This is a genomic window from Streptomyces sp. AM25, from assembly GCF_058146165.1.
Map to the genome: position 1 here is coordinate 17,511 of NZ_JBKIWN010000017.1, position 22,965 is coordinate 40,475.

Sequence of the window (22,965 nt, forward strand, 5' to 3'; positions counted from 1 at the left end):
GCGTGGCCGATACGCATGTGCTCTTCGTCGAGGACGACGACGTCATCCGCGAGGCGACGCAGCTCGCGCTGGAGCGCGACGGCTTCATGGTGACCGCGGTGCCGGATGGTCTGACGGGCCTGGAGCGCTTCCGCGCCCAGCGGCCCGACATCGCCCTGCTCGACGTGATGGTGCCGGGCCTGGACGGGGTCAGCCTGTGCCGCCGGATCCGCGACGAGTCCACCGTCCCCGTGATCATGCTGTCGGCGCGGGCGGACTCCATCGACGTCGTCCTCGGCCTGGAGGCCGGCGCGGACGACTACGTCACCAAGCCCTTCGACGGCGCCGTGCTCGTCGCCCGCATCCGCGCCGTGCTGCGCCGCTTCGGCCACGCCAGCGGCAACGGCACGGGCACCGCGGACGGCGAACCCGAGGCCCTCGACGGCGGTGTGCTGCGCTTCGGCGACCTCGAGGTCGACACGGACGGCATGGAGGTCCGCAAGGCCGGCGACCCGGTCGCCCTCACCCCGACCGAGATGCGGCTGCTGCTGGAGTTCTCGACCGCCCCCGGCACCGTCCTCTCCCGCGACCGGCTGCTGGAGCGCGTGTGGGACTACGGCTGGGGCGGTGACACCCGGGTCGTGGACGTCCACGTCCAGCGGCTGCGCGGCAAGATCGGCCAGGACCGGATCGAGACGGTCCGCGGCTTCGGTTACAAGCTCAGAGGCTGAGCGTCCGGTGGTCCCGTGGTGAAGCTCGCCCTCCGCAGCGGTCTGCGCTGGAAGGTCAGCCTGGCCATCGCGGCGGTGGGTGCGCTCGTCGCCGTCGCGCTGAGCCTGGTGGTGCACAACGCGGCGCGCGTCTCCATGCTCAACAGCGCCCGGGACGTCATGGACTCCCGGGTGCAGATCGCCCAGCGCTTCTACGAGTCCTCGGGCGGCAAGCTGATGCTGCGCGCCAAGCTGGACGACCCCGCCCTGCCCAAGCCCCTGCGGGAGGCCGCCGACCTGGGCCAGCGCGCCACGTACCTGCAGGACAGCGGCAGCGGCGCCCCCGAGGTGTGGGCCTCGGTGCCGCTGCGCAACGGCAAGATCCTCTCCATCCACAACCGCTTCGACGACCGCTTCGACATCCTCGACGACCTCGACCGGGCCCTGATCATCGGCTCCGTCTCCGTCGTGCTCGGCGGCACCGCGCTCGGCATCCTCATCGGCGGCCAGCTCTCGCGCCGGCTGCGCAAGGCCTCCGTCGCCGCCCGCAGGCTCGCCGAGGGCGACCCCGACGTGCGGGTCCGCGACGCCATCGGCGGCCGGGTGCGCGACGAGACCGACGACCTGGCCCGCGCCGTCGACGGCATGGCCGAGGCCCTGCGCAGCCGGCTGGAGGCCGAGCGGCGCGTCACCGCCGACATCGCCCACGAGCTGCGCACCCCCGTCACCGGCCTGCTGACCGCCGCCGAACTGCTGCCGCCGGGCCGCCCCACCGAGCTCGTCCGGGACCGGGCGCAGGCCATGCGCACCCTGGTCGAGGACGTCCTGGAGGTCGCCCGGCTGGACGGCTTCGCCGAGCGGGCCGAGATGCAGGACATCGAGCTCGGCGAGTTCGTGCTGCGCCGGGTCCGGGCGTTCCTGCCGGAGGCCCGGGTGCGGGTGCTGCGCGAGGCCTACGTCTCCACGGACCCGCGCCGCCTGGAGCGCATCCTCGGCAATCTGCTGGCCAATGCGGCCAAGCACGGCAGGACCCCCGTGGAGGTCACGGTCGAGGGCCGGGTCGTCCGGGTCCGCGACCACGGCTCCGGCTTCCCCGAGGAACTGCTGAAGGAGGGCCCGAGCCGGTTCCGCACCGGCAGTGCGGACCGCGCCGGCAAGGGCCACGGCCTGGGCCTGACCATCGCCGCGGGCCAGGCCCGCGTCCTGGGCGCCCGCCTGACCTTCCGCAACGCGGACCCGGCCGGGCCGGGCGGCGGGGGCGCGATCGCGGTCCTCTGGCTCCCGGAGTCGTCCCCGACGGACACGGGAACGTTCCCGATCATCCAGGTGCCGGACTAGAGCCTGTCCGATGGGTCAGTGCGGGGCCTGTGCTGACCCATCGGACAGGCCCTGAGGATCACCCCGCCGCACAGCCGACCGCCCGGCTAGAGCCCCGCCCCGTGATCCCGCAGAAAGCGGCCGGGCTCGACGGCGGAACCGTAATCCGCGGTCGTACGGATCTCGAAGTGCAGATGCGGCCCGGTCGAGTTCCCGGTGGAACCGGACAGCCCGATCTCCTGACCGGTGCCCACGGCCTGCCCCACGCTCACCTCCACCGTCGACAGGTGCGCGTACTGCGAGTACGTGCCGTCACCGTGCTTGACGACGATGGCGTTGCCGTACGCGGGCCCGTCGCCGCCGCCGTTCGGGCCGGCCTTGACGACCGTGCCACCGTGCACGGCCTTGACCCGGGTGCCGGTGGGGACCACGAGGTCCTGGCCGCTGTGCTTGTTGGCCCAGTGGCTGCCGTCGATGCCGAAGGGCTGGCCGATCTCGTACCCGTCGACCGGGGCGACCCACGCCTCGATCCGGCGGCGCTCCTCCGCGGCGCGGTTGGCCCGCTCCGTCTCGGCGGCCCGCTTCTCCCTCTCCGCGGCCTGCCGCTGCGTGGCGGCCTGCGCGTGCAGGGCATCGCCGACGGCGGCTGCGGCCGCGTACGCCGGAATCTCCTGCAGCTCCGGCGCCGGCTCCGCCGCCAGCGCCGCGCCCGCTCCGCATGACAGCGACGCCCCCAGCCCGGCGGCCACCATGGCGGCGACGCGGGTGCGGACGGACGTGCTGACGTTGCAGAAAACGGCGCGCTTCGGCATACGGATGAGGCCTCCAAGGTTCCCGGACATGAACGAGCCCCGGCCACGGGCCGGGGGCTCTCTCCTTGGTAACGCGTTTCCGCGTGCCGGACCAAAGCGGGCACCTCCTAAGGAGGGCCGTAGGAACGGGGCCGGGAATCCGGCGCACGGCGGGCCGCTGCGGCGGTCTCCCTCTGCTATCCCGCCTAGTACGAAGGAATCGGCCTGTGCGTCTTGTCACGGCCCGGAGGCGGGCGCGGGCAAGACTTCGGCCCCGGAACCGCTTTCGCGGTTCCGGGGCCGGTCATCCGGTGCAGCGGGCGCCCAGGGCGCCGTTACGCGTCCTTGGACAGGTTGGGCCCGGCGCCGCCACCCGTCGCCGACTCCACCGGCGGGGTGTCGGGAAGCGCGGACTTCTCCTCGCCACGGAAGGTGAACTTCTTCTCCTCGCCTTCGCCCTCGATACCGACGACGACGATGTGGCCCGGACGCAGCTCCCCGAAGAGGATCTTCTCGGACAGGATGTCCTCGATCTCGCGCTGGATGGTGCGGCGCAGCGGCCGGGCACCCAGGATCGGGTCGTAGCCCTTCTTCGCGAGCAGCTGCTTCGCGTCCGCGCTGAGCTCGATGCCCATGTCGCGGTCCTTGAGGCGCTCGTCCACCTTGGCGATCATCAGGTCGACGATCTGGATGATGTCGTCCTGGCTGAGCTGGTGGAAGACCACCGTGTCGTCGACACGGTTGAGGAACTCCGGCCGGAAGTGCTGCTTGAGCTCCTCGTTGACCTTCGCCTTCATCCGCTCGTACCCGGTCTTGACGTCGCCCTGGGCGGCGAAGCCCAGGTTGAAGCCCTTGGAGATGTCCCGGGTGCCGAGGTTGGTGGTCATGATGATGACCGTGTTCTTGAAATCGACCACGCGGCCCTGGGAGTCGGTCAGGCGACCGTCCTCCAGGATCTGCAGCAGCGAATTGAAGATGTCCGGGTGGGCCTTCTCGACCTCGTCGAAGAGGACGACGGAGAACGGCTTGCGGCGCACCTTCTCGGTGAGCTGACCGCCCTCTTCGTAACCCACGTATCCGGGCGGGGAGCCGAAGAGCCGCGAGACGGTGTGCTTCTCGCTGAACTCCGACATGTCGAGGGAGATCAGGGCGTCCTCGTCGCCGAAGAGGAATTCGGCGAGCGTCTTGGACAGCTCGGTCTTACCGACACCCGAGGGGCCGGCGAAGATGAACGATCCGCCGGGGCGCTTCGGGTCCTTGAGGCCCGCACGCGTGCGCCGGATGGCCTGGGAGAGCGCCTTGATGGCGTCCTTCTGGCCGATGACGCGCTTGTGCAGCTCGTCCTCCATGCGCAGCAGGCGGGAGGACTCCTCCTCGGTCAGCTTGAAGACCGGGATGCCCGTGGCGGTGGCCAGGACCTCGGCGATCAGCTCGCCGTCGACCTCGGCGACGACGTCCATGTCGCCGGCCTTCCACTCCTTCTCCCGCTTGGCCTTGGCGGCCAGCAGCTGCTTCTCCTTGTCGCGCAGGGAAGCGGCCTTCTCGAAGTCCTGCGAGTCGATCGCGGACTCCTTCTCGCGGCGCACGTCGGCGATCTTCTCGTCGAACTCGCGGAGGTCCGGCGGCGCGGTCATCCGGCGGATGCGCATCCGGGAGCCGGCCTCGTCGATGAGGTCGATCGCCTTGTCCGGCAGGAAGCGGTCCGAGATGTAGCGGTCGGCCAGGGTGGCGGCCTGGACCAGGGCCTCGTCCGTGATGGAGACCCGGTGGTGGGCCTCGTAGCGGTCGCGCAGGCCCTTGAGGATCTCGATCGTGTGCGGCAGCGACGGCTCGGCGACCTGGATGGGCTGGAAGCGGCGCTCGAGGGCGGCGTCCTTCTCCAGGTGCTTGCGGTACTCGTCGAGCGTGGTGGCGCCGATGGTCTGCAGCTCGCCCCGCGCCAGCATCGGCTTGAGGATCGAGGCGGCGTCGATCGCGCCCTCGGCGGCGCCCGCACCCACCAGGGTGTGGAGCTCGTCGATGAACAGGATGATGTCGCCGCGGGTGCGGATCTCCTTCAGGACCTTCTTCAGGCGCTCCTCGAAGTCACCGCGGTAGCGGGAGCCCGCGACGAGGGCACCGAGGTCGAGGGTGTAGAGGTGCTTGTCCTTGAGGGTCTCGGGCACCTCGCCCTTGACGATGGCCTGGGCCAGCCCCTCGACGACGGCGGTCTTGCCGACGCCGGGCTCGCCGATGAGGACCGGGTTGTTCTTCGTACGGCGGGACAGCACCTGCATGACCCGCTCGATCTCCTTCTCGCGCCCGATGACCGGGTCGAGCTTGGATTCGCGGGCGGCCTGCGTCAGATTGCGGCCGAACTGGTCCAGGACGAGCGAGGTCGAGGGCGTGCCCTCGGCCGGGCCGCCGGCCGTGGCGGCCTCCTTGCCCTGGTAGCCGGAGAGCAGCTGGATGACCTGCTGCCGCACCCGGTTGAGATCGGCACCCAGCTTGACCAGGACCTGGGCGGCGACGCCCTCGCCCTCGCGGATCAGGCCGAGCAGGATGTGCTCCGTGCCGATGTAGTTGTGGCCGAGCTGGAGGGCCTCGCGGAGCGACAGCTCCAGGACCTTCTTGGCACGGGGGGTGAAGGGAATGTGGCCGGACGGAGCCTGCTGGCCCTGCCCGATGATCTCCTCCACCTGCTGGCGGACCGCCTCGAGCGAAATCCCGAGGCTCTCCAGGGCCTTAGCGGCGACACCCTCACCCTCGTGGATCAGGCCCAGGAGGATGTGCTCGGTGCCGATGTAGTTGTGGTTGAGCATCCGGGCTTCTTCCTGAGCCAGGACGACAACCCGCCGCGCGCGGTCGGTGAACCTCTCGAACATCGTTAATCGCTCCTCAGAGCGGTCAGGCAGTTAGGGGTCGGTCCCCTCCCTGTCCTTCCGCATGCTAGTCCCGCTGGGCGGGACAGCTCATTCCAACTGCCGACACCCGTCCTTGGCCTCCTGCCCCGAACAGCCGACATCTGCTCCAACCCGATGTTGGGAGACGATGTTCCCGCAGGCCAGGCATATACGCCCACCACCACTACGCCCATGGCGAACGCCCGCTTGGCCCGACACGCCAGCCCCGGACCCGCACACCGCCCCGGCGATGCGCCGAGCGCGCTGCTATACCGCCTCTCCCCACGGGGAATGTCCTACCCGCGGGCACGGACGTCCCATGCGGCGCGGGCACCGCCCCTCCGCTACGGGCGAACACCCTCGCGCCATCGGGAGCGCCTGCGCGCCCCGCATCCCCTACACACAGCGTGCCCAACTCCCCACTCTGCGTAACCTCTTGGGGCTTTCACAGTTGCACCGTTCATGACGGCGGCCCCTTCGCACCTCCATGGTCCCGCGCCCTGTTCACGGCGCGAGTGGTACGAGCAGGCCCTCGGCTGGCCGGTGGCGGACGGGCCGCCCGTGGAACTGCTCACCGGGGTGCTGTTCGACGCCCTGGGGCTGCCCGTGGACGCCGGGCTGGCGGTGCTGCAGCGGCTGCCGCCGGCCGGTCCCGTCGCCTTCGATCCCCGCGCCCGGAGGATCTGGTTCCTGACCGCGGCGGGCGGTGCCGACGAGCTGCCGGGGCTGCTCGAATGGCTGGAATGGGGCGGGGTCGCCCTGGATCTGACCGCACAGGGGTCCGGCGGCCGGATCACTGCCCCCGCACCGGCGGCCCGGGGCCGCGGGCAGGGCGGTCCGGAGGGCGGCCCCGGAGCCGCACAGGAGGCCGTCTGGATGCGGCCTCCCCGGCCGGGGTGCGAGGTCGAGCCGACGCTGCCGGCGACCGGCCTCGGGGGCGAAGGTGCCGCCCCCGGTCTCGTACGGCTCGTGAGCGCGGCGGCCACGGAGTGCCACCGGGCCCGGCTGCTGCGCGCCGAAGCGGCACGCAGGCGTCAGCCGACGGGAGATCAGCCGGATCAGCCGTTGGCCTTCTCGTACGCCTCACGGATGTCGGCGGGGACGCGGCCACGGTCGTTGACGTTGTAGCCGTTCTCCTTGGCCCACGCACGGATCTTCGCGGTGTCCGGGCTGCCGACGGACACGGCGCGGGCCTTCCCGCGCGTACCGGCGGAGCGGCCACCGGTGCGACGGCCCGCCTTCACGAAGCTCTCCAGAGCATCGCGCAGCTTGTCCGCGTTGGCGGTGTTGAGGTCGATCTCGTAGGTCTTGCCGTCCAGGGCGAACGTCACGGTCTCGTCCGCCTCGCCGCCGTCGAGGTCATCGACAAGAAGGACCTGAACCTTCTGCGCCACGGGGATTCCTTTCATCAGCGGAAAAGGGATTACGGAGGAATAGCAAACCGCCTTTCCCGGAAAAACACAAACCCCCGGGGAAGGTTCAGCCCGCCTTCCCGGTGGGAACGATGCCTTCCGGGCCCGCACGATAGGGGCGCGATTCGGACATAGGGACCGCGCTTCACAGATGCAGAAGCATCCGGCTGTTGCCAAGGGTGTTCGGCTTCACTCGTTCGAGACCCAGGAACTCGGCAACGCCCTCGTCATAGGAACGCAGCAGCTCGCTGTAGACATCACCGTCCACCGGGGTCTCACCGATCTCGACGAAGCCGTGCTTCGTGAAGAAGTCGACTTCGAAGGTGAGGCAGAAAATGCGCCGCACGCCGAGCCAGCGGGCGGTCCGCAACAGCTTGTCCAGTACCTGGTGCCCGACTCCCGCACCCCGCGCGCCCGGGTCGACGGCGAGAGTGCGGACCTCGGCGAGGTCTTCCCACATCACATGCAGTGCACCGCACCCGATGACAGTACCGTCCTCGTCGCGCTCGGCGACCCAGAACTCCTGGATGTCCTCGTAAAGCGTCACCGTGGCTTTGTCGAGGAGGATGCGGTCGCGGGCGTAGGTGTTGATGAGCTCGCGCACCGCGGGCACATCGCTGGTCCGGGCCCGACGGACGGTGACGGCATTTGATTGAGCAGCCTTGACAGATGCAGTGGACACAGCCGGACGCTATCGTCCCGGCGTGCCGGGGGGCTCGCCGGGCCCGTCGAGTTGGACGACCCGGATCGCATCGCGCAGGGCCTCGCGTTGTTCGGCCGACATCATGCCGAAGAAGGCGACGAGCGCGGCGGCGGGGTTGTCGCTGACCGACCAGGCTTCGTTCATCAGTGCGGCCGAGTACGCCGCCCGGTTCGAGACCGCCTCATATCGATAGGCCCGGCCTTCGGCTTCCCGCCGCAGCCAGCCCTTCTGATACAGGTTGTCCATTACGGTCATCACGGTCGTGTAGGCGATGGACCGTTCCTGCTGAAGGTCCTCGAGGACTTCCCGAACAGTGACCGGCCGGTTCCACTCCCACACGCGCGTCATCACGGCGTCTTCCAGCTCACCCAGGCGTCGAACCACACGCGAATAATAGTGGGAGATGTCTCGAATGCCGGTTTATCGCGGCAGCAAAAAGAGCGTACGTTCCGGGAAATTCCCTCCCGGAACGTACGCCCTGTGCAGAGCGGAGGCCCGTGCGGGCCGGGGCCCTCAGGCCCCGGAACCCTCGGCCGGCTGCCGTGCGGCCTCGGCGCGGGCGAACGCGGCGTCGACCGCGGCGTCCTCCTTGGCCTTGTTCGCACCGCCCTGGCTCTTGACGATCGTCACGATCAGCGCGATGAAAGCCACCGCCATCACCACGGGCGGGACCAGCGCGGCGACATAGTCCATGGCCGTCGGCTCCTTCTGGATGGGTCTTGATGCTGCGGTTGCTGAGCGACCCGTCCAGATTACGCGCACCGCCGCGGAGAACTCCGGCAGGCCCCTCAGGCAGGCCGGACCGCCAGACCCCCCGGCGGCGGGGCGGGCTTGCGGCGCGGCGGGAACACCTCGCCGGGCGTCGGGATGGGGCGGTCCGGCCGCGGGGCGGCGGGTTGCGGGCGGGGGGCGGCGGGCGGCTCCGCGGGCTTCTCCGGTGCCGCCGGCCGGGGGCCGGGCTTGGGCCGGTCCGCCTCCTCCGGCGCCGTCCGCCCGCCCGGCAGGGCCAGCAGCCGGGTGCGCCGCGCCATCGGCGCACCGTCCGTGCGCGAGGCCGGCACGGCGGCCTGGGCGATGCATTCGCAGCGGCGCAGCAGCGCCGCGCGACGGCCGGCCTCGGCCCTGCCGGACGCGGCCGCGCAGAGCGTTCGCAGCGCGGCGACGTCCTCCGCGCCGGGCCGGCAGCCCGCCGCCAGGGCGTCCTGGAGGCGCTCCAGATAGCCGGGCGCGGCCCCGGGCAGGGCGGAGCGGTAGCGGGCGAGGTCGGCGAGGAGGAAGGCGCGCAGCCTGCCGCCCTCGCGGGCCGCCTCGTCCACGGCTTCGACGAGCCGGAGGCAGTCCTGCACCTCCTCGGCCCGCGCGGGACCGGGGTGCCGGAGGACGGAGTGGGGCCGGAGTGCGATGGCGAGGGCACGACGCAGTACGCGCAGCTCGTCCGCGCTGAACGCCATGCCGCCGCGGGATCCATAAGGCGTGGGCATGCACCGACTTTAAGTGCTAAACGGACAATTTTGGCCTATTCCGTCATTTCGGCGTGGCATGCGCCGGAACCCGGCCGGAACCGGGTTCCCCGCAAATGTCCCGGGGCGCGAATGCCGCCGAATACCCTCGAATGCCTACGCGCCCCCGGATCGTTCCCGGGGGCGTTCCGGAGCGTTCCGGAGCGGATTACGTGCGCGAGACGTTGCGCTCGTAGACCAGGCGCAGACCGATCAGCGTGAGCCACGGTTCGTGCTCGTCGATCACCGACGCCTCGCCCAGCACCATCGGCGCGAGTCCGCCCGTCGCGATGACCGTCACGTCGTCCGGGTCGGCGGCCAGCTCCCGCGCCATCCGGTTCACGACCCCGTCGACCTGGCCCGTGAAGCCGTAGAGGATGCCCGACTGCATCGCCTCGACGGTGTTCTTGCCGATGACGCTGCGCGGCCGGGCCAGCTCGATCTTGCGCAGCTGGGCGCCGCGGACGCCCAGCGCCTCCACCGAGATCTCGATGCCCGGGGCGATCACGCCGCCGACGTACTCCCCGCGCGCGCTCACCGCGTCGAACGTGGTGGCCGTGCCGAAGTCGACGACCACGCACGGCCCGCCGTACAGCTCGACGGCGGCGACCGCGTTGATGATGCGGTCGGCGCCGACCTCCTTGGGGTTGTCCATCAGGATCGGCACCCCCGTCTTCACACCCGGCTCGACGAGGATCGCCGGCACGTCGCCGTAATAGCGACGGGTCACCTCGCGCAGCTCGTGCAGGACCGACGGCACGGTCGAGCAGATGGCGATGCCCTCGATGCCCTCCCCCAGCTCGTCCCCGAGCAGCGGGTGCCTGCCCATCAGTCCCTGGATGAGCACGGCCAGTTCGTCGGCCGTGCGGCGGGCGTCCGTGGAGATGCGCCAGTGCTCCACGATGTCCTCGCCGTCGAACAGGCCGAGGACGGTGTGGGTGTTGCCGACATCGATGGTGAGCAGCATCAGACGGTTTCTTCCCGGAGGTCCAGCCCGATGTCGAGGATCGGGGAGGAGTGGGTGAGCGCCCCGACGGCGAGGAAGTCGACGCCCGCCTCGGCGTACGCACGGGCGTTGGCGAGCGCGAGGCGCCCGGAGGACTCCAGCAGGGCGCGCCCTGCGACGAGTTCAACGGCCTCACGCGTCTGCTCGACCGTGAAGTTGTCCAGCAGGATCAGGTCCGCGCCCTCGGCTAGGATCGGCGGGATCTGGTCGATCCGGTCCACCTCGACCTCGATCGCGACGTCCGGGAACTGCTCCCGCACGGCCTTGAACGCCTCGGCGACGCCGCCCGCGGCGATGACGTGGTTGTCCTTGATGAGTGCGGCGTCCGACAGCGACATGCGGTGGTTGACGCCACCGCCGCACCGCACCGCGTACTTCTCCAGGGCGCGCAGACCGACCGTGGTCTTGCGGGTGTCGCGGACGGCCGCCTTGGTGCCGTGCAGTACGTCCGCCCACGCGCGCGTGGCGGTGGCGATGCCCGACAGGCGGCACAGGATGTTGAGCGCGCTGCGCTCGCCGGTCAGCAGGTCGCGTGTGTGCGTCCGGACGGTCAGAAGCTTCTGGCCGGCCTCCACCCGGTCGCCGTCCTCGACGTGCCGCTCGACCTCGAATTCCTCGGTGCACACGACGGAGAGGATCGCCTCCGCGACGCGCAGCCCGGCGACGGTGCCCGCCTCCCGGGCGGTGAAGTCGGCGGTGGCGACGGCGTCGTGGGGGATGGTGGCGAAGGTGGTGATGTCCTTGCCGCCGTCCAGGTCCTCGTCGATGGCGAGGTGGGCGATGTCCTCGATCTGCAGCGGGTCCAGTCCTGCTGCGGCCAGGAGCGCGGAGAGGTCGGGGTCGAGGCCGCACTCCATGGCCTCGGCGTCCGTCTCGCCGCAGGCGCAGCCGGCGCCGCAGCCGGCCGCGTCCTCACCGATCTGGTGCAAGGGAAGTTCCTCGGGGGTGCCGGACATGGTGCTCACGTGCTTCTCCTCGGTGGCAGCGGAGGTTACGGGCGGAAAGGCGGCCGTCCCGGTGGTGGAGGCCGCGAGGGTACGGTCGGGGCCGAGCGTCACCAGCAGGTGGCGGCGCCAGGCGACGTCGTCCCGGTCGGGCCGGTCCTCGCGCCAGTGGCAGCCGCGGGTCTCCTCGCGGCGGAGCGCGGCGGCGACCAGGACGCGGGCGACGAGCAGGAGGTTGGTGGCCTCCCAGCTCTCGGTGCCGGCGGCTTCCGGCGGGGCGGCGCAGTCGGTGTGGAGGCGCTCCAGCTGCTCCGCCGCCGTGCTCAGGCTCTCTGCGGAGCGCAGGACGCCCGCACCGGCGGTCATGATGCGCTGGACGGCCTGACGGGCCTCGGGGGCGACGAGGCACGACGCCGGGGCGGCCTCGTCCGCCGGCTCCCGGCCCGCCGCGGCGACGGCGGCCGTGCCGATGTCCGAGGCGATCCGCTCGGCGAACACCAGCCCTTCCAGCAGGGAGTTGGACGCCAGCCGGTTCGCGCCGTGCACACCGGTGCAGGCCACCTCGCCGCAGGCGTACAGCCCGGGAACCGTCGTCCGTCCGTACAGATCCGTCCGCACGCCGCCGGAAGCGTAGTGCGCGGCCGGAGCCACCGGAACGGGCTCGGTGACCGGGTCGATGCCGTGCGACCGGCAGGCCGCCAGGATGGTGGGGAAGCGGCGCTCCCACATCTGCGCCCCGAAGTGCCGGGCGTCGAGGAACATGTGCTCCGCGCCGGTCTCCTGCATGCGCCGCATGATGCCCTTGGCGACGATGTCGCGCGGTGCCAGCTCGGCGAGTTCGTGCTGCCCGGCCATGAAGCGGTGGCCCTCGGCATCGACGAGGTGGGCGCCTTCGCCGCGCACCGCCTCCGAGACGAGCGGCTGCTGCCCCTCGGACCCGGGACCGAGCCACAGGACGGTCGGATGGAACTGGACGAACTCCAGGTCCGAGACCTCCGCACCGGCGCGCAGGGCGAGTGCCACCCCGTCGCCCGTGGAGACGGCCGGGTTGGTGGTCGCGGAGAACACCTGGCCCATGCCGCCGGTCGCCAGGACGACCGCTCCGGCCCGCACGGCGCCGACGCCGTCACGCTGTCCCTCGCCCATCACGTGCAGGGAGACGCCCGCGGCCCGGCCGTCCGCGTCCTTGAGGAGGTCGAGGACCAGCGCGTGCTCGATGGTCTCGATGCCCGCGGCCCGCACGGCCTCGACCAGCGCCCGGGAGATCTCGGCGCCGGTGGCGTCGCCGCCGGCGTGTGCGATGCGGCGGCGGTGGTGGCCGCCCTCGCGGGTCAGCAGGATCTCGCCGGTGACGTCGTCGGTGTCGAACTGCGCGCCGGTGGCGATGAGTCTGCGGACGGCGTCAGGGCCTTCGGTGACGAGTGTGCGCACGGCGTCCTCGTCGCACAGGCCCGCACCGGCGACGAGGGTGTCGTCCAGGTGCTGCCCGGGGGAGTCGCCGTCGCCGAGGGCGGCCGCGATGCCGCCCTGCGCCCAGCGCGTCGAACCGTCGTCCAGGAGGGCCTTGGTGACGACGGTGACCTTCTGCCCGGCCGCTGCGCAGCGCAGCGCGATGGTGAGTCCGGCGACGCCGGAGCCCACCACGACGACGTCGGCGTCGACCGACCAGCCGGGGCGGGGCGCGTGCAGGCGTATACCGGTCATCGGTCTTCTCCGAACGCCCCGAAGACGAGAGGCATGTTGTCGATCAGGCGGGTGGTGCCCACCTTGGCGGCGACAGCGAGAACGGCCTCGCCGGTGAAGTCGTCGGAGACTTCGGTGAAGTCCGCCGGGTCGACGAGGGCGAGGTAGTCGAGGTCGACCGGCGGCGTCAGCTGCGCAGCCGCGTGCAGGACGACGTGTGCGGCGTGCCGGACGGCGCCCGGGCCGAGTTCGACGACGTTGTGGGCGGCGAGCAGGGCGCGCGACAGCTCGAGCGCGGAGGCCCGGTCGGCGTCGGAGAGGTAGCGGTTGCGGCTGGAGAGCGCCAGCCCGTCGGTCTCGCGGACCGTGGGGACGGCCACGATCTCGACGGGGAAGTTCAGGTCGCGCACCATGCGGCGGATCAGGGCGAGTTGCTGCGCGTCCTTCTGACCGAACAGGGCGACGTCCGGGAGCGTCAGGTGCAGCAGCTTGGCGACGACCGTGAGCATCCCGTCGAAGTGGCCGGGGCGGAAGGCGCCTTCGAGCCGCTCGCCCATCGGCCCCGCCGTGACGCGGACCTGGGGCTCGCCGCCGGGGTAGACCTCGTCGGCGGCAGGGGCGAACACGACGTCCGCGCCCGCCTCTTCGGCGACGGCGAGGTCGGCGTCGAGGGTGCGCGGGTAGCGCTCGAGGTCCTCGCCGGCGCCGAACTGCAGCGGGTTGACGAAGACCGTGACGACCACCTGGCCGTCCGCACCGGCCAGTTCGCGGGCGGTGCGGATCAGGGCCGCGTGGCCCTCGTGCAGGGCGCCCATGGTCATCACGACGGCACGGCGGCCGCTGCGCGGCGGCCCGTGGAGCTCCGCCGCCGTGCGGGCGAGTCGGGGGGTGGTCACTTGTTGCCTCCGTCCGCGAGGACGCCGAGCAGGTCCTCCGCCAGTTCGGGCTTGAGCAGGCCGTGCGCGAGGGCGCGGTCCGCGGTGGTGCGGGCCATCGCCAGGTATCCGGCGACGGCCTGGGGCGCATGGGCGCGCAGCTCCGCGATGTGGGCGGCCACCGTGCCCGCGTCGCCGCGCGCGACGGGCCCGGTGAGGGCGGCGTCGCCGCTGCGCAGGGCGTTGTCGAGGGCGGCGCCGAGGAGCGGGCCGAGCATCCGGTCGGGGTGCTCCACGCCGGCCGTGCCCAGCAGTTCCATGGCCTGGGCGACGAGGGTGACGAGGTGGTTGGCGCCGAGGGCGAGGGCCGCGTGGTAGAGCGGGCGCGCCGCCTCCTCGATCCACTCGGGCTCGCCGCCCATCTCGATGACCAGCGCCTCGGCGGCCAGCCGCAGTTCCTCGGGGGCCGTGACGCCGAAGGAGCACCCGGCCAGCCGCTGGACGTCGACCGGGGTGCCGGTGAAGGTCATCGCGGGGTGCAGGGCCAGCGGCAGGGCGCCGGCCCGCCGGGCGGGGTCCAGGACGGCGGTGCCGTGCCGCCCCGAGGTGTGCACCAGGAGCTGTCCCGGGCGGACCGTGCCGGTCTCGGCGAGGCCGGCGACGAGGCCGGGCAGGGCGTCGTCGGGGACGGTGAGCAGGACGAGCTCGGCGTGCGCCAGCACCTCGGCGGGCGCCATCACGGGAACGCCGGGGAGCATGGTCTCCGCGCGTCGCCGGGAGGCGTCGGAGACGCCGGACACGGCGACCGGGCGGTGCCCTGCGAGCTGGAGCGAGGCGGCCAGTGCGGGGCCGACCCGGCCTGCGCCGACGACGCCGACGGTGAGCCGGGCGGGGCGGTCCTGGGGGCTCGGGTGCTCCGAGGAGAGGTGTGCGTTCACGCGGCGGGATGCCTTCCGTTCCAGTCCGCGGGGGTACCGGACGATTCCTTTGTCATGCTACGCGAGCCCCTCCACGCCCCTCCGGTCCGACTGTCTGATGAATAGGGCTGCGCTGTGGATAACTCCGGGCGGGTGCCGGGCCGGTGCGCGATGATCGGCCCATGACCGACAACGGGGATCACACAGGGGTGGACCGCGCCCGCAGGCTGGCGGCGCTGCACGGGGCGGAGCGGACGCTCTCGGCAAGCCCGTTCGCGGAGCGGCTCGGCGAGCGGCTGACGCGGCTGGCGGCCGAGGCGCCGGACGTCTACGACCTGGCCGAATGGCCGGATATCTACGGGGACGGGGTGGTCGCCGAGCTGGAGCGGCGGGTCGCGGAGCTGCTCGGCACGGAAGCGGCCGCGTTCTTCCCCACGGGGACGATGGCCCAGCAGGTGGCGCTGCGCTGCTGGGCGGGGCGCACGGGCGGCGATGCGGTGGCCATGCATCCGCTGTCCCATCTGGAGATGCACGAGCGGAGAGCGTATGCGCAGCTCAGCGGGTTGCGGGCGGTGCACACCACGCAGGAGCACCGGCCGCCCACGGCGGCGGAGGTGCGGGAGCTGGAGGAGCCCTTCGGGACGCTCGCGCTGGAGCTGCCGCTGCGCGAGCCCGGTTTCCTGCTGCCCACGTGGGAGGAGCTCTGCGAGGTCGTGGAGGCGGCCCGCGAGCGGGATGCGGTGGTCCACTTCGACGGGGCGCGGCTGTGGGAGTGCACGGAGCACTTCGGGGTCGGGCTGCCGGAGCTGGCCGGCCTGGCCGACTCGGTGTACGTGTCCTTCTACAAGTCGCTCGGCGGCATATCGGGAGCCGCGCTCGCGGGCCCGGCATCGCTGATCGAGGAGGCCGTCGCCTGGCGGCACCGGTACGGCGGGCAGCTGTTCCAGCAGTGGCCCGCGGCGCTCGCCGCGCTGGCCGGGCTGGACCGTGAGCTGCCGCGGCTGCCGTCGTACGTGGCGCAGGCGAAGGTCGTGGCCCGGGCCCTGGAAGAGGCCTTCCGCGCCGCCGGGGTGCCCTGGTTCCGGGTGCATCCGGAGGTGCCGCACACCCACCAGTTCCAGGTGTGGCTGCCGTATCCGGCCGGCGTGCTGGAGGAGGCCGGGGTGCGGTTCGCGGAGGAGACCGGCACCTGGGTGTTCGACCGCTGGTCCGGGGCGCCGGTGCCCGGCATGTCGATCACCGAGGTCACGGTCGGCGCGTCAGCGCTGGGCTGGACGCCCGCAGACGTCCGCGACGCGATCGGCGCCGTGCTGGAGCGGGCGGACCGGCTGCGCGGCTGACGGGCGGCGCACGGCGGCGGCGCCGGTGGCGGCGCGGCGGCCCGGCCGCAACAGGCCGAGGAGGGCGGACCATCCTGCACGGCGGGCGGCGGAGCGCTCGTCGACGACGGCCCGGAAGCGCCACCAGGTACGGATCTCGCGGAGGGCCTGCACCTCGCCGGTGCCCGGTGCGGGCGGGGCGGGCTCGTGGTGACGGGCGGCGCGGTGGAGGTCGAGCATGTGCTGCTGGATCGCGTTCATGCACTCCACCGTGCGGCGCCCGGGCGGCTGCCGCACTTGGATTGACAAGGACCGTCAATCGACGGCCCGACCTGCGGAAAGAAAGGCACGATGGGCGCATGAGCGTGACGATCGACATCGCCGGGCTGCCGCCCGAGCGCATGGTGTTCAGCCCGTCGCCGCTGGCCGAGCTGTGCACCGCGCTGCATGCCCTGGCCGAGCCCGGGCACCACCCCGGGCTGCACGGCTGGACGACCGCGACGAACGCTTCCCTGAAGCCGGATCTCGCGGACCGGCTGTGCGAGGCGGAGTTCCTGTGGAACTCGACCTTCTCGGACATCTCCATGCCGTTCGCGGCGCTCCCCGGTACGCACGGCAGGCCGGGTGCCACACTCGCCGAGGACCTGGACATCCTGGACCGGCTCGACGACGACGTGTACGTCAACGCCGCCCTGGAGATCTCCTGCACCCACCGGTACTCCGAGGGCGGCCCGTCGCCGCTCTCCGACGCCAAGGCCCGCGCAGGAGCTCTGGAGCGGGCCACGGCGCGGGGCCCCCGGCAGCTGGCGTTCGCCCAGCGGCTGTTGGAGGATCCGCCGACGGTACGGGCCTGGATCCGCCGCCTGTTCGAGGACTGCGCAGAGGCGTTCTTCGACGCCGTCTGGCAGCGGGTGCGGGTCCAACTGGCCGCCGACGCCCGGCACAAGGCGGAGGTGCTGCGTCACAGGGGCCTGGCCGAGGCACTGGCCGAGGTCTCGGCGGCGGTGACCCTGGACGCCGACGGGAGCCGGATCGGTGTCGACAAGATCAGCACCGGCCGCACCACAGCGCTCGACCCGGCCGTCGGAGCGGGCGTCACGTTCGTCCCGTCCTCCCTCGGCTGGCCGCACCTGTGGGTGCTGCACGCGCCCGGCTGGCGCCCGGTGATCCACTACCCGGTGGCCGCACCCGAGCTGCCCGGCCCCGCCGCGCTGGACGTGCTCAAGCTGCGCCTGGAGGCCCTGGCCCATCCGATGCGGATACGGATGTGCCGCTACCTGGCCCGTGGTGCCTACACCACGAGCGAGCTGGCGGCCACGCACGGCATCACCGCGCCCGAGGTCTCGCGGCACGTGGCCGTGCTGAAGAAGGCCGGGCTGATCACGACCCGCCGCCGCGGCCGGTACGTGCTGCACCAGCTGGACCTGACCGTGGTGGCCCGGCTGGGCAGCGACTTCCTGGAGGGGGTGCTGCGCTGACCGCTACTGCAGCCCGCCGCCCCCGGCCCGGACGAGGCCGCTCTCGTAGGCCATCACCACGACCTGCACCCGGTCCCGCAGCCCCAGCTTGGTGAGGATGCGGCCGACATGGGTCTTCACGGTGGCCTCCGACAGCACCAGCCGCGCCGCGATCTCGCCGTTGGACAGCCCCTGGGCCACCAGCAGCATCACCTCGCGCTCGCGCTCGGTCAGCCGGCCGATCTCGGCGCTGGTCGGCTCGTTGGCGGTGCGCGGCAGCATGGGCGTGAAGCGGTCCAGCAGCCGGCGGGTGGTGCTCGGGGCGACCACGGCGTCGCCGCTGTGCACGGACCGGATGGCGCCCAGCAGTTCGCCCGGCGGCACGTCCTTGAGCATGAAGCCGCTCGCACCGGCCTTGAGGGCGGAGAAGGCGTACTCGTCGAGGTCGAAGGTGGTGAGGATGAGCACCTTCGGCGGGTTCTCCTGGGCGCAGATGCGGCGGGTCGCCTCGACCCCGTCCAGCCGCGGCATCCGGACGTCCATCAGGACCACGTCCACGGGCGTGCCGGCCAGCGCCTCGAGCGCCTCCACGCCGTCCCCGGCCTCGGCGACGACCTCCATGTCGGGCTGGGCCGCCAGCACCATGCGGAAGCCGGTGCGCAGCAGCACCTGGTCGTCGACGAGCATCACGCGGATCGACATGCGGGTTCCTTTTCTCTGCCGTTCAGTTGATTGCTGGTTGTCGCGTTGCTGGTGGACAGGTTCCCAGAAGCCCGCCGTCAGCGGCCGCCCGGCTTGATCGGCAGCAGGACGCTGATCCGGAAGCCGCCGCCGGGCCGCGGTCCCGCGTCCAGGGTGCCGCCGATCATGCCGACCCGCTCGCGCATGCCGATCAGGCCGTGCCCCATGCCGTCCGCGCCGCCCGACTCGTAGAGCTCGTGCTGTGCGCCGCGGCCGTCGTCCTCGACGAGCAGTCCCAGCCCGTCGTCGAAGTAGGTCAGCTGCACGCTCGCCCCGACGTCCGGTCCGCCGTGCTTGCGGGTGTTGGTGAGTGCTTCCTGCACGATCCGGTAGGCCGTCAGCTCCACGCCGCTGGGCAGCGGGCGCGGCGCGCCCTCGACCTTGAACTCCACGGGCAGCCCGGCGCCCCGCACCTGCTCGACCAGTTCGCCGATCTGCTCCACGTCGGGCTGCGGGACGTACTCGCCGCCCTCCCCCGCGCCCTCCTCGGTGCGCAGCACGCCCAGCAGCCGGCGCATCTCCGTCAGCGCCTGGCGGCCGGTGCCGGAGATCGTCTCCAGTGCCTGCTTGGCCTGCTCGGGCGAGGAGTCCAGGACGTAGGCGGCGCCGTCCGCCTGCACCACCATCACGGACACGTTGTGGGCGACCACGTCGTGCAGTTCGCGGGCGATGCGGGCGCGTTCGGCGGTCACGGCCATGCGCGACTGCTGCTCCCGCTCCTTCTCCAGCCGCTCGGCGCGCTCCTCCAGCTGGGCCCAGTAGGCACGCCGGGTCCGCATGGAGTCGCCCAGCACCCAGGCGAGCAGGAAGGGCACGGTGACGAAGACCGTCGCTATCACCTGGCTGGGCACCGACTGGTGCGGCTCCGGCCAGCGGACGGTGGCGATCGCGGGCGCGAACAGGCCCGCGATCAGGGCGAACCGGGAGGCCCAGCGGGTGCCGCCGGACGCCACGGTGTAAACGATCACGAGCATCGCGAAGTCGGCGACGTCCGCCGAGGCACCGGTGACCACCTGGCCCACGCCGACCGCGGCCGCCAGCAGCAGCATCTTCTCCGGCGCCCGCCGCCGCAGGGCGATCACCGTGCACAGCGCGAACGCCGCGACGATCTTGACGGCGACCGGCCCCTCGCTGCCCCCTTCCGCGATGGACAGGGCGCTCAGCATCAGCAGCAGGAGAGCCCAGAAGCTGTCCACTCCCGTGGGGTGTCTGCGGAGGAAGTCGTAGAGGCGCTGCACGTCACCCAGCGTAGGCACGTCGAGTACGTGCCGGGGTCAACCGGACGATCGATCCGTCGACTCCTCCTCTACTCCCCAAGGTGGAGGCACCGGCACCGCCGTGCGCGCATACGGTGTGCCTATGGGAAGCGAGACGACCAGGCCCGACCCGTCGTGGCTGCCGTGGCGGGAGGCGGCGGAGGCCGCGCTGTACGGCCCCGGCGGCTTCTACCGCCGCCCCGAGGGCCCGGCCGGTCACTTCCGCACCTCGGTGCACGCCTCCCCGCTCTTCGCGGGAGCGGTCGTGGAACTGCTGCGCCGCGTCGACGCCGCGCTCGGGCACCCGGCGGAGCTGGCGTTCACCGACATGGGCGCCGGGCGCGGGGAGCTCGTCTCGGGCGTGCTCGACCGGTGCCCGCCGGAACTGGCCGGGCGGCTGCGCCCGTACGCCGTGGAGCTCGCGGACCGGCCCGCCGGGCTCGATGCGCGCATCACCTGGCTGGACGAGCCCCCGCAGGGGACGGAGGGCCTGCTGTTCGCCAACGAGTGGCTGGACAACGTGCCGCTCGACGTCGCCGAGGCGGACGGCGAGGGCACGGCCCGTCAGGTCCTGGTCCGGCCCGACGGCGAGGAGCTGCTGGGCGACCCGGTCTCCGGGGAGGACGCCGCCTGGCTGGAGCGCTGGTGGCCCCTGGAGGGCGCCCCGCCCGGCAGCCGGGCCGAGATCGGCCGCCCGCGCGACGCCGCCTGGGCCCGGGCCGCGGGCGGGCTGCGGGCCGGGCTGGCCGTCGCCGTGGACTACGCCCACGAGCGGGCCGCCCGGCCGCCGTTCGGCACCCTGGCCGGCTTCCGCGAGGGCCGCGAGGTGCGGCCGGTGCCCGACGGTTCGTGCGACGTCACCGCGCACGTGGCGCTCGACGCCTGCGCGGGCCCGGGCGCCCGGGTGCTCAGCCAGCGCGAGGCGCTGCGCGCTCTCGGCCTGGACGGCCGCCGCCCGCCGCTCGCGCTCGCCTCGTCCGACCCGGCCGCCTACGTACGGGCGCTCGGCGCGGCCGGCGAGGCGACGGAGCTGACCTCCCCCGGCGGCCTGGGCAGCTTCGGCTGGCTGCTCCAGCCGGTGGGCCCGGCCTGCGCGGACGTGCTGGGCGCGGACGCCGGGGACAGCTGAGAAACTGTCCCCATGACGGAGACGACAGTCGGCATCGGCGGCGCGGCGGAGAGCACCGACATGGTGCTCAACATCGGCCCTCAGCACCCGTCCACCCACGGGGTGCTGCGGCTGCGCCTCGTCCTCGACGGGGAGCGGGTCCGCAGCGCGGAGCCGGTCATCGGCTATATGCACCGGGGCGCGGAGAAGCTGTTCGAGGCACGCGACTACCGGCAGATCATCATGCTCGCCAACCGCCACGACTGGCTGTCGGCCTTCTCCAACGAGCTCGGCGTGGTGATGGCCGTCGAGCGGATGCTGGGCATGGAGGTGCCCGAGCGCGCGGTGTGGCTGCGCACGCTGCTGGCCGAGCTCAACCGGGTGCTCAACCACCTGATGTTCCTGGGCTCGTATCCGCTGGAGCTCGGCGGCATCACCCCCGTCTTCCACGCGTTCCGCGAGCGCGAGGAGCTCCAGACGGTGATGGAGGAGGTCTCCGGCGGCCGGATGCACTACATGTTCAACCGCGTCGGCGGCCTCAAGGAGGACCTGCCCGCGGGCTGGCTCGGCCGGGCCCGGCACGCGGTGGCCGAGGTCCGTTCCCGGATGGACGTCTACGACCGGCTGGTCCTCGGCAACGAGATCTTCCGCGGCCGGACGCGCGGCGTGGGTGTCCTCGCCCCGGAGGCGGTGCACGCCTACGGGGTCAGCGGGCCCATCGCCCGCGCCTCCGGCGTCGGCTTCGACCTGCGCCGCGACGAGCCGTACCTGGCCTACGCCGAGCTGGCGGACGTGCTGAAGGTCGTCACCCGCGAGGAGGGCGACTGCCTGGCCCGCTTCGAGTGCCTGCTGGAGCAGACGCACAACTCCCTGGAGCTGGCCGGGGCCTGTCTGGACCGGCTGGCGGAGCTTCCGCCCGGCCCGGTCAACCAGCGGCTGCCCAAGGTGCTCAAGGCCCCCGAGGGCGCGACCTACGCCTGGACCGAGAACCCGCTCGGCCTGAACGGCTACTACCTCGTCTCCAAGGGCGAGAAGACCCCGTACCGGCTGAAGCTCCGCTCGGCGTCGTTCAACAACATCCAGGCGCTGATCGAGCTGCTCCCGGGGACCCTGGTCGCGGACATGGTCGCGATCCTGGGCTCGATGTTCTTCGTCGTGGGCGACATCGACAAGTAGGAGGCAGGGCCCCGGCCTCGGCCGGGGCCCCGGCCGCTACGAGATCGCGCTGCGCAGCTCCGCGACGTCGATCTGCTCGGTCTCGTCGTGGGCGGTCAGGTCGATGACCTTGCCGTCCGCGTCGGCCCCGGCCTCGGCCTCCGCCTCGGCGAGCGCCTCCTCGCCGACGACATCGGCCAGATCCTGCTCCTCCACCGGCTTGGAGGAGGCGGCCGGGACGCGGCGGGTGCCGAAGAAGTCGAAGCCGCCCCGGGCGCGGGAGGCGGGCCGGTGCGCGGGGCCCTGCGGGACGAGGGCCGCCGAGGGTGCGGCCGCCGGCTTCGCCGCGTCCTGGGACGGGGCCTCGGGCTCGGACGCCGCATCGGACGCCGAATCGGCCTTCGTGTCTGCCTTCTTCGCTTCGGCCTTCGCCACTGCCTGGGCCTTCGGCTCGGACTCCGGCTCGGGCTTCGGCTCGGGTGCGGAATCCGGCTCGGGCGCCGGCCCCGTGCCGCGGGCGGCGGCGGCCCGCTGGCGTGCCGCGTTGCGCTCCAGGTCGCGGAGGGCGTCGGCGGCCTTGCGGAAGGCCGCCGCGCCGGGCCGCGTCTCCCCGTCGGCCGGGCGGTCCGCGGCCGCGGGCTCCAGCTCCTTCGCCGTCTTCGTCCTGGCGAGCAGGCGCCGCCCCTCCAGGGCGCTCGCGCGCCCGGTCTCGGCGGTGGCGTAGCGGCGCAGCAGGTCGGCGTGCTCGGTACGGAGCCGGGCGAGCTCGGCACGCTTGGTGCGGAGCTTGGCCTCGATGCGGGCCTTGGCCAGGCCCGCCTCCTCCAGGTCCGTCTCCAGCTCGGCGATGCGCTCGTCGGTCTTCCACTCGTCGCGCGCCCGGGCGGCGGTGAGCTGGGCGACGCGCTTGCCCGCGGAACGGTCCCAGCGGCGCATCAGCACGGCTCCGACGACCGCGGCGGCGGAGGCCGCGACGGCCAGGCTGCGGATGAGGAGCGTTTCCTCCACCAACCAGGCAGCGGCGGCGCAGGCGACCGATGTCGCGGCGACCGTCGATGCGGGAAGAAGCCGGTGCAGGGGTGCGGAATGGCGGTGGCGTCCTCGTGGCATGGCCTGAAACTTACCGTGCGTTGCCACGGGAGTGTGACCCCACCACCAAACTCTTCCCTTGATCTTACTTCTCCCCTACTTCACTCGTTCCCCGGCTTCCC

22 protein-coding genes and 1 pseudogene are annotated in these 22,965 nt (G+C 72.5%); 7 read left to right on the forward strand and 16 right to left on the reverse strand.

Annotation, left to right across the window (positions count from 1 at the left end; all coding sequences use genetic code 11):
• Positions 1 to 2 precede the first annotated feature (2 nt).
• Together cseB and cseC are read left to right on the forward strand one after the other, a co-directional pair.
• Positions 3 to 710 carry a two-component system response regulator CseB gene (gene cseB, locus ACLHRZ_RS23315; protein ID WP_490420435.1) on the forward strand — a complete coding sequence of 236 codons (708 nt, stop codon included), beginning with the start codon at positions 3 to 5 and terminating at the stop codon, positions 708 to 710.
• Between the two features lie 15 nt (positions 711 to 725).
• Positions 726 to 2,027, forward strand: coding sequence for a two-component system sensor histidine kinase CseC (cseC, locus tag ACLHRZ_RS23320; RefSeq protein WP_490420436.1), 1,302 nt, complete (start codon positions 726 to 728; stop codon positions 2,025 to 2,027).
• An 86-nt stretch (positions 2,028 to 2,113) separates the two neighbouring features.
• Here the strand turns inward: cseC and ACLHRZ_RS23325 are convergent, their stop codons facing one another.
• Both ACLHRZ_RS23325 and ACLHRZ_RS23330 read right to left on the reverse strand, forming a co-directional pair.
• The gene (locus ACLHRZ_RS23325) at positions 2,114 to 2,818 is read right to left on the reverse strand and encodes a M23 family metallopeptidase (RefSeq protein WP_490420437.1); all 705 of its coding nucleotides are present in this window, start codon (positions 2,816 to 2,818) and stop codon (positions 2,114 to 2,116) included.
• Positions 2,819 to 3,132: 314 nt separating this feature from the next.
• The gene (locus ACLHRZ_RS23330; RefSeq protein WP_490420438.1) at positions 3,133 to 5,661 is read right to left on the reverse strand and encodes an ATP-dependent Clp protease ATP-binding subunit; all 2,529 of its coding nucleotides are present in this window, start codon (positions 5,659 to 5,661) and stop codon (positions 3,133 to 3,135) included.
• Between the two features lie 480 nt (positions 5,662 to 6,141).
• Here ACLHRZ_RS23330 and ACLHRZ_RS23335 point away from each other — a divergent pair, with 480 nt between their 5' ends.
• Positions 6,142 to 6,807, forward strand: a complete 666-nt coding sequence (locus ACLHRZ_RS23335; protein ID WP_490420439.1) for an SCO3374 family protein — start codon at positions 6,142 to 6,144, stop codon at positions 6,805 to 6,807.
• On the opposite strand, the gene ACLHRZ_RS23340 is transcribed toward ACLHRZ_RS23335, so the two are convergent.
• The 10 genes and pseudogenes from ACLHRZ_RS23340 to ACLHRZ_RS23385 form a co-directional block, all read right to left on the reverse strand.
• Positions 6,738 to 7,073 (reverse strand): histone-like nucleoid-structuring protein Lsr2, encoded by a 336-nt coding sequence (locus ACLHRZ_RS23340; RefSeq protein ID WP_490420440.1) that lies wholly within the window; start codon positions 7,071 to 7,073, stop codon positions 6,738 to 6,740. The genes ACLHRZ_RS23335 and ACLHRZ_RS23340 overlap by 70 nt on opposite strands.
• A 163-nt stretch (positions 7,074 to 7,236) precedes the next feature.
• Positions 7,237 to 7,773, reverse strand: a complete 537-nt coding sequence (locus tag ACLHRZ_RS23345) for an amino-acid N-acetyltransferase (RefSeq protein ID WP_490420441.1) — start codon at positions 7,771 to 7,773, stop codon at positions 7,237 to 7,239.
• 9 nt (positions 7,774 to 7,782) lie between these two features.
• Positions 7,783 to 8,178: a BlaI/MecI/CopY family transcriptional regulator gene (locus ACLHRZ_RS23350; protein WP_466992258.1), complete on the reverse strand. Its 396-nt coding sequence runs from the start codon at positions 8,176 to 8,178 to the stop codon at positions 7,783 to 7,785.
• Positions 8,179 to 8,307: 129 nt separating this feature from the next.
• Positions 8,308 to 8,487 carry a hypothetical protein gene (locus ACLHRZ_RS23355; RefSeq protein WP_227723055.1) on the reverse strand — a complete coding sequence of 60 codons (180 nt, stop codon included), beginning with the start codon at positions 8,485 to 8,487 and terminating at the stop codon, positions 8,308 to 8,310.
• Positions 8,488 to 8,582: 95 nt separating this feature from the next.
• On the reverse strand, positions 8,583 to 9,275 hold the full coding sequence (locus tag ACLHRZ_RS23360) for a hypothetical protein (RefSeq protein ID WP_490420442.1): 693 nt from the start codon (positions 9,273 to 9,275) through the stop codon (positions 8,583 to 8,585).
• Positions 9,276 to 9,462: 187 nt separating this feature from the next.
• Entirely contained in the window at positions 9,463 to 10,260 is a 798-nt protein-coding gene (locus tag ACLHRZ_RS23365) for a type III pantothenate kinase (protein WP_490420443.1), read from the reverse strand.
• Complete coding sequence (nadC, locus tag ACLHRZ_RS23370; protein WP_490420606.1) at positions 10,260 to 11,255, reverse strand: carboxylating nicotinate-nucleotide diphosphorylase; 996 nt, start codon at positions 11,253 to 11,255, stop codon at positions 10,260 to 10,262. The genes ACLHRZ_RS23365 and nadC overlap by 1 nt, the downstream gene beginning before the upstream one ends.
• A gap of 12 nt (positions 11,256 to 11,267) precedes the next feature.
• A pseudogene (locus tag ACLHRZ_RS23375) lies at positions 11,268 to 12,947 on the reverse strand (L-aspartate oxidase); the annotation flags it as partial.
• The gene (panC, locus tag ACLHRZ_RS23380; RefSeq protein WP_490420444.1) at positions 12,944 to 13,822 is read right to left on the reverse strand and encodes a pantoate--beta-alanine ligase; all 879 of its coding nucleotides are present in this window, start codon (positions 13,820 to 13,822) and stop codon (positions 12,944 to 12,946) included. The pseudogene ACLHRZ_RS23375 and the gene panC, both read right to left, overlap by 4 nt.
• On the reverse strand, positions 13,819 to 14,739 hold the full coding sequence (locus tag ACLHRZ_RS23385; RefSeq protein WP_490420445.1) for a Rossmann-like and DUF2520 domain-containing protein: 921 nt from the start codon (positions 14,737 to 14,739) through the stop codon (positions 13,819 to 13,821). The genes panC and ACLHRZ_RS23385 overlap by 4 nt, the downstream gene beginning before the upstream one ends.
• 161 nt (positions 14,740 to 14,900) lie before the next feature.
• Between ACLHRZ_RS23385 and ACLHRZ_RS23390 the strand changes: the two genes are divergently transcribed.
• The gene (locus ACLHRZ_RS23390) at positions 14,901 to 16,058 is read left to right on the forward strand and encodes a threonine aldolase family protein (protein ID WP_490420446.1); all 1,158 of its coding nucleotides are present in this window, start codon (positions 14,901 to 14,903) and stop codon (positions 16,056 to 16,058) included.
• Here ACLHRZ_RS23390 and ACLHRZ_RS23395 read toward each other — a convergent pair.
• Positions 15,978 to 16,298 carry a hypothetical protein gene (locus ACLHRZ_RS23395; RefSeq protein ID WP_490420447.1) on the reverse strand — a complete coding sequence of 107 codons (321 nt, stop codon included), beginning with the start codon at positions 16,296 to 16,298 and terminating at the stop codon, positions 15,978 to 15,980. The genes ACLHRZ_RS23390 and ACLHRZ_RS23395 overlap by 81 nt on opposite strands.
• Before the next feature lie 104 nt (positions 16,299 to 16,402).
• Here ACLHRZ_RS23395 and ACLHRZ_RS23400 point away from each other — a divergent pair, with 104 nt between their 5' ends.
• On the forward strand, positions 16,403 to 17,515 hold the full coding sequence (locus ACLHRZ_RS23400; RefSeq protein ID WP_490420607.1) for a DUF5937 family protein: 1,113 nt from the start codon (positions 16,403 to 16,405) through the stop codon (positions 17,513 to 17,515).
• Positions 17,516 to 17,518: 3 nt separating this feature from the next.
• On the opposite strand, the gene ACLHRZ_RS23405 is transcribed toward ACLHRZ_RS23400, so the two are convergent.
• On the reverse strand, positions 17,519 to 18,196 hold the full coding sequence (locus tag ACLHRZ_RS23405) for a response regulator transcription factor (protein WP_490420448.1): 678 nt from the start codon (positions 18,194 to 18,196) through the stop codon (positions 17,519 to 17,521).
• 77 nt (positions 18,197 to 18,273) lie between these two features.
• Complete coding sequence (locus ACLHRZ_RS23410; protein WP_490420608.1) at positions 18,274 to 19,473, reverse strand: sensor histidine kinase; 1,200 nt, start codon at positions 19,471 to 19,473, stop codon at positions 18,274 to 18,276.
• Positions 19,474 to 19,594: 121 nt separating this feature from the next.
• Here ACLHRZ_RS23410 and ACLHRZ_RS23415 point away from each other — a divergent pair, with 121 nt between their 5' ends.
• Together ACLHRZ_RS23415 and ACLHRZ_RS23420 are read left to right on the forward strand one after the other, a co-directional pair.
• Entirely contained in the window at positions 19,595 to 20,620 is a 1,026-nt protein-coding gene (locus ACLHRZ_RS23415) for an SAM-dependent methyltransferase (protein ID WP_490420449.1), read from the forward strand.
• Positions 20,621 to 20,632: 12 nt separating this feature from the next.
• Positions 20,633 to 21,775: an NADH-quinone oxidoreductase subunit D gene (locus ACLHRZ_RS23420; RefSeq protein WP_490420450.1), complete on the forward strand. Its 1,143-nt coding sequence runs from the start codon at positions 20,633 to 20,635 to the stop codon at positions 21,773 to 21,775.
• Positions 21,776 to 21,811: 36 nt separating this feature from the next.
• Here ACLHRZ_RS23420 and ACLHRZ_RS23425 read toward each other — a convergent pair whose 3' ends face one another.
• Positions 21,812 to 22,864, reverse strand: coding sequence for a hypothetical protein (locus tag ACLHRZ_RS23425; protein WP_490420451.1), 1,053 nt, complete (start codon positions 22,862 to 22,864; stop codon positions 21,812 to 21,814).
• Between the last annotated feature and the right edge of the window lie 101 nt (positions 22,865 to 22,965).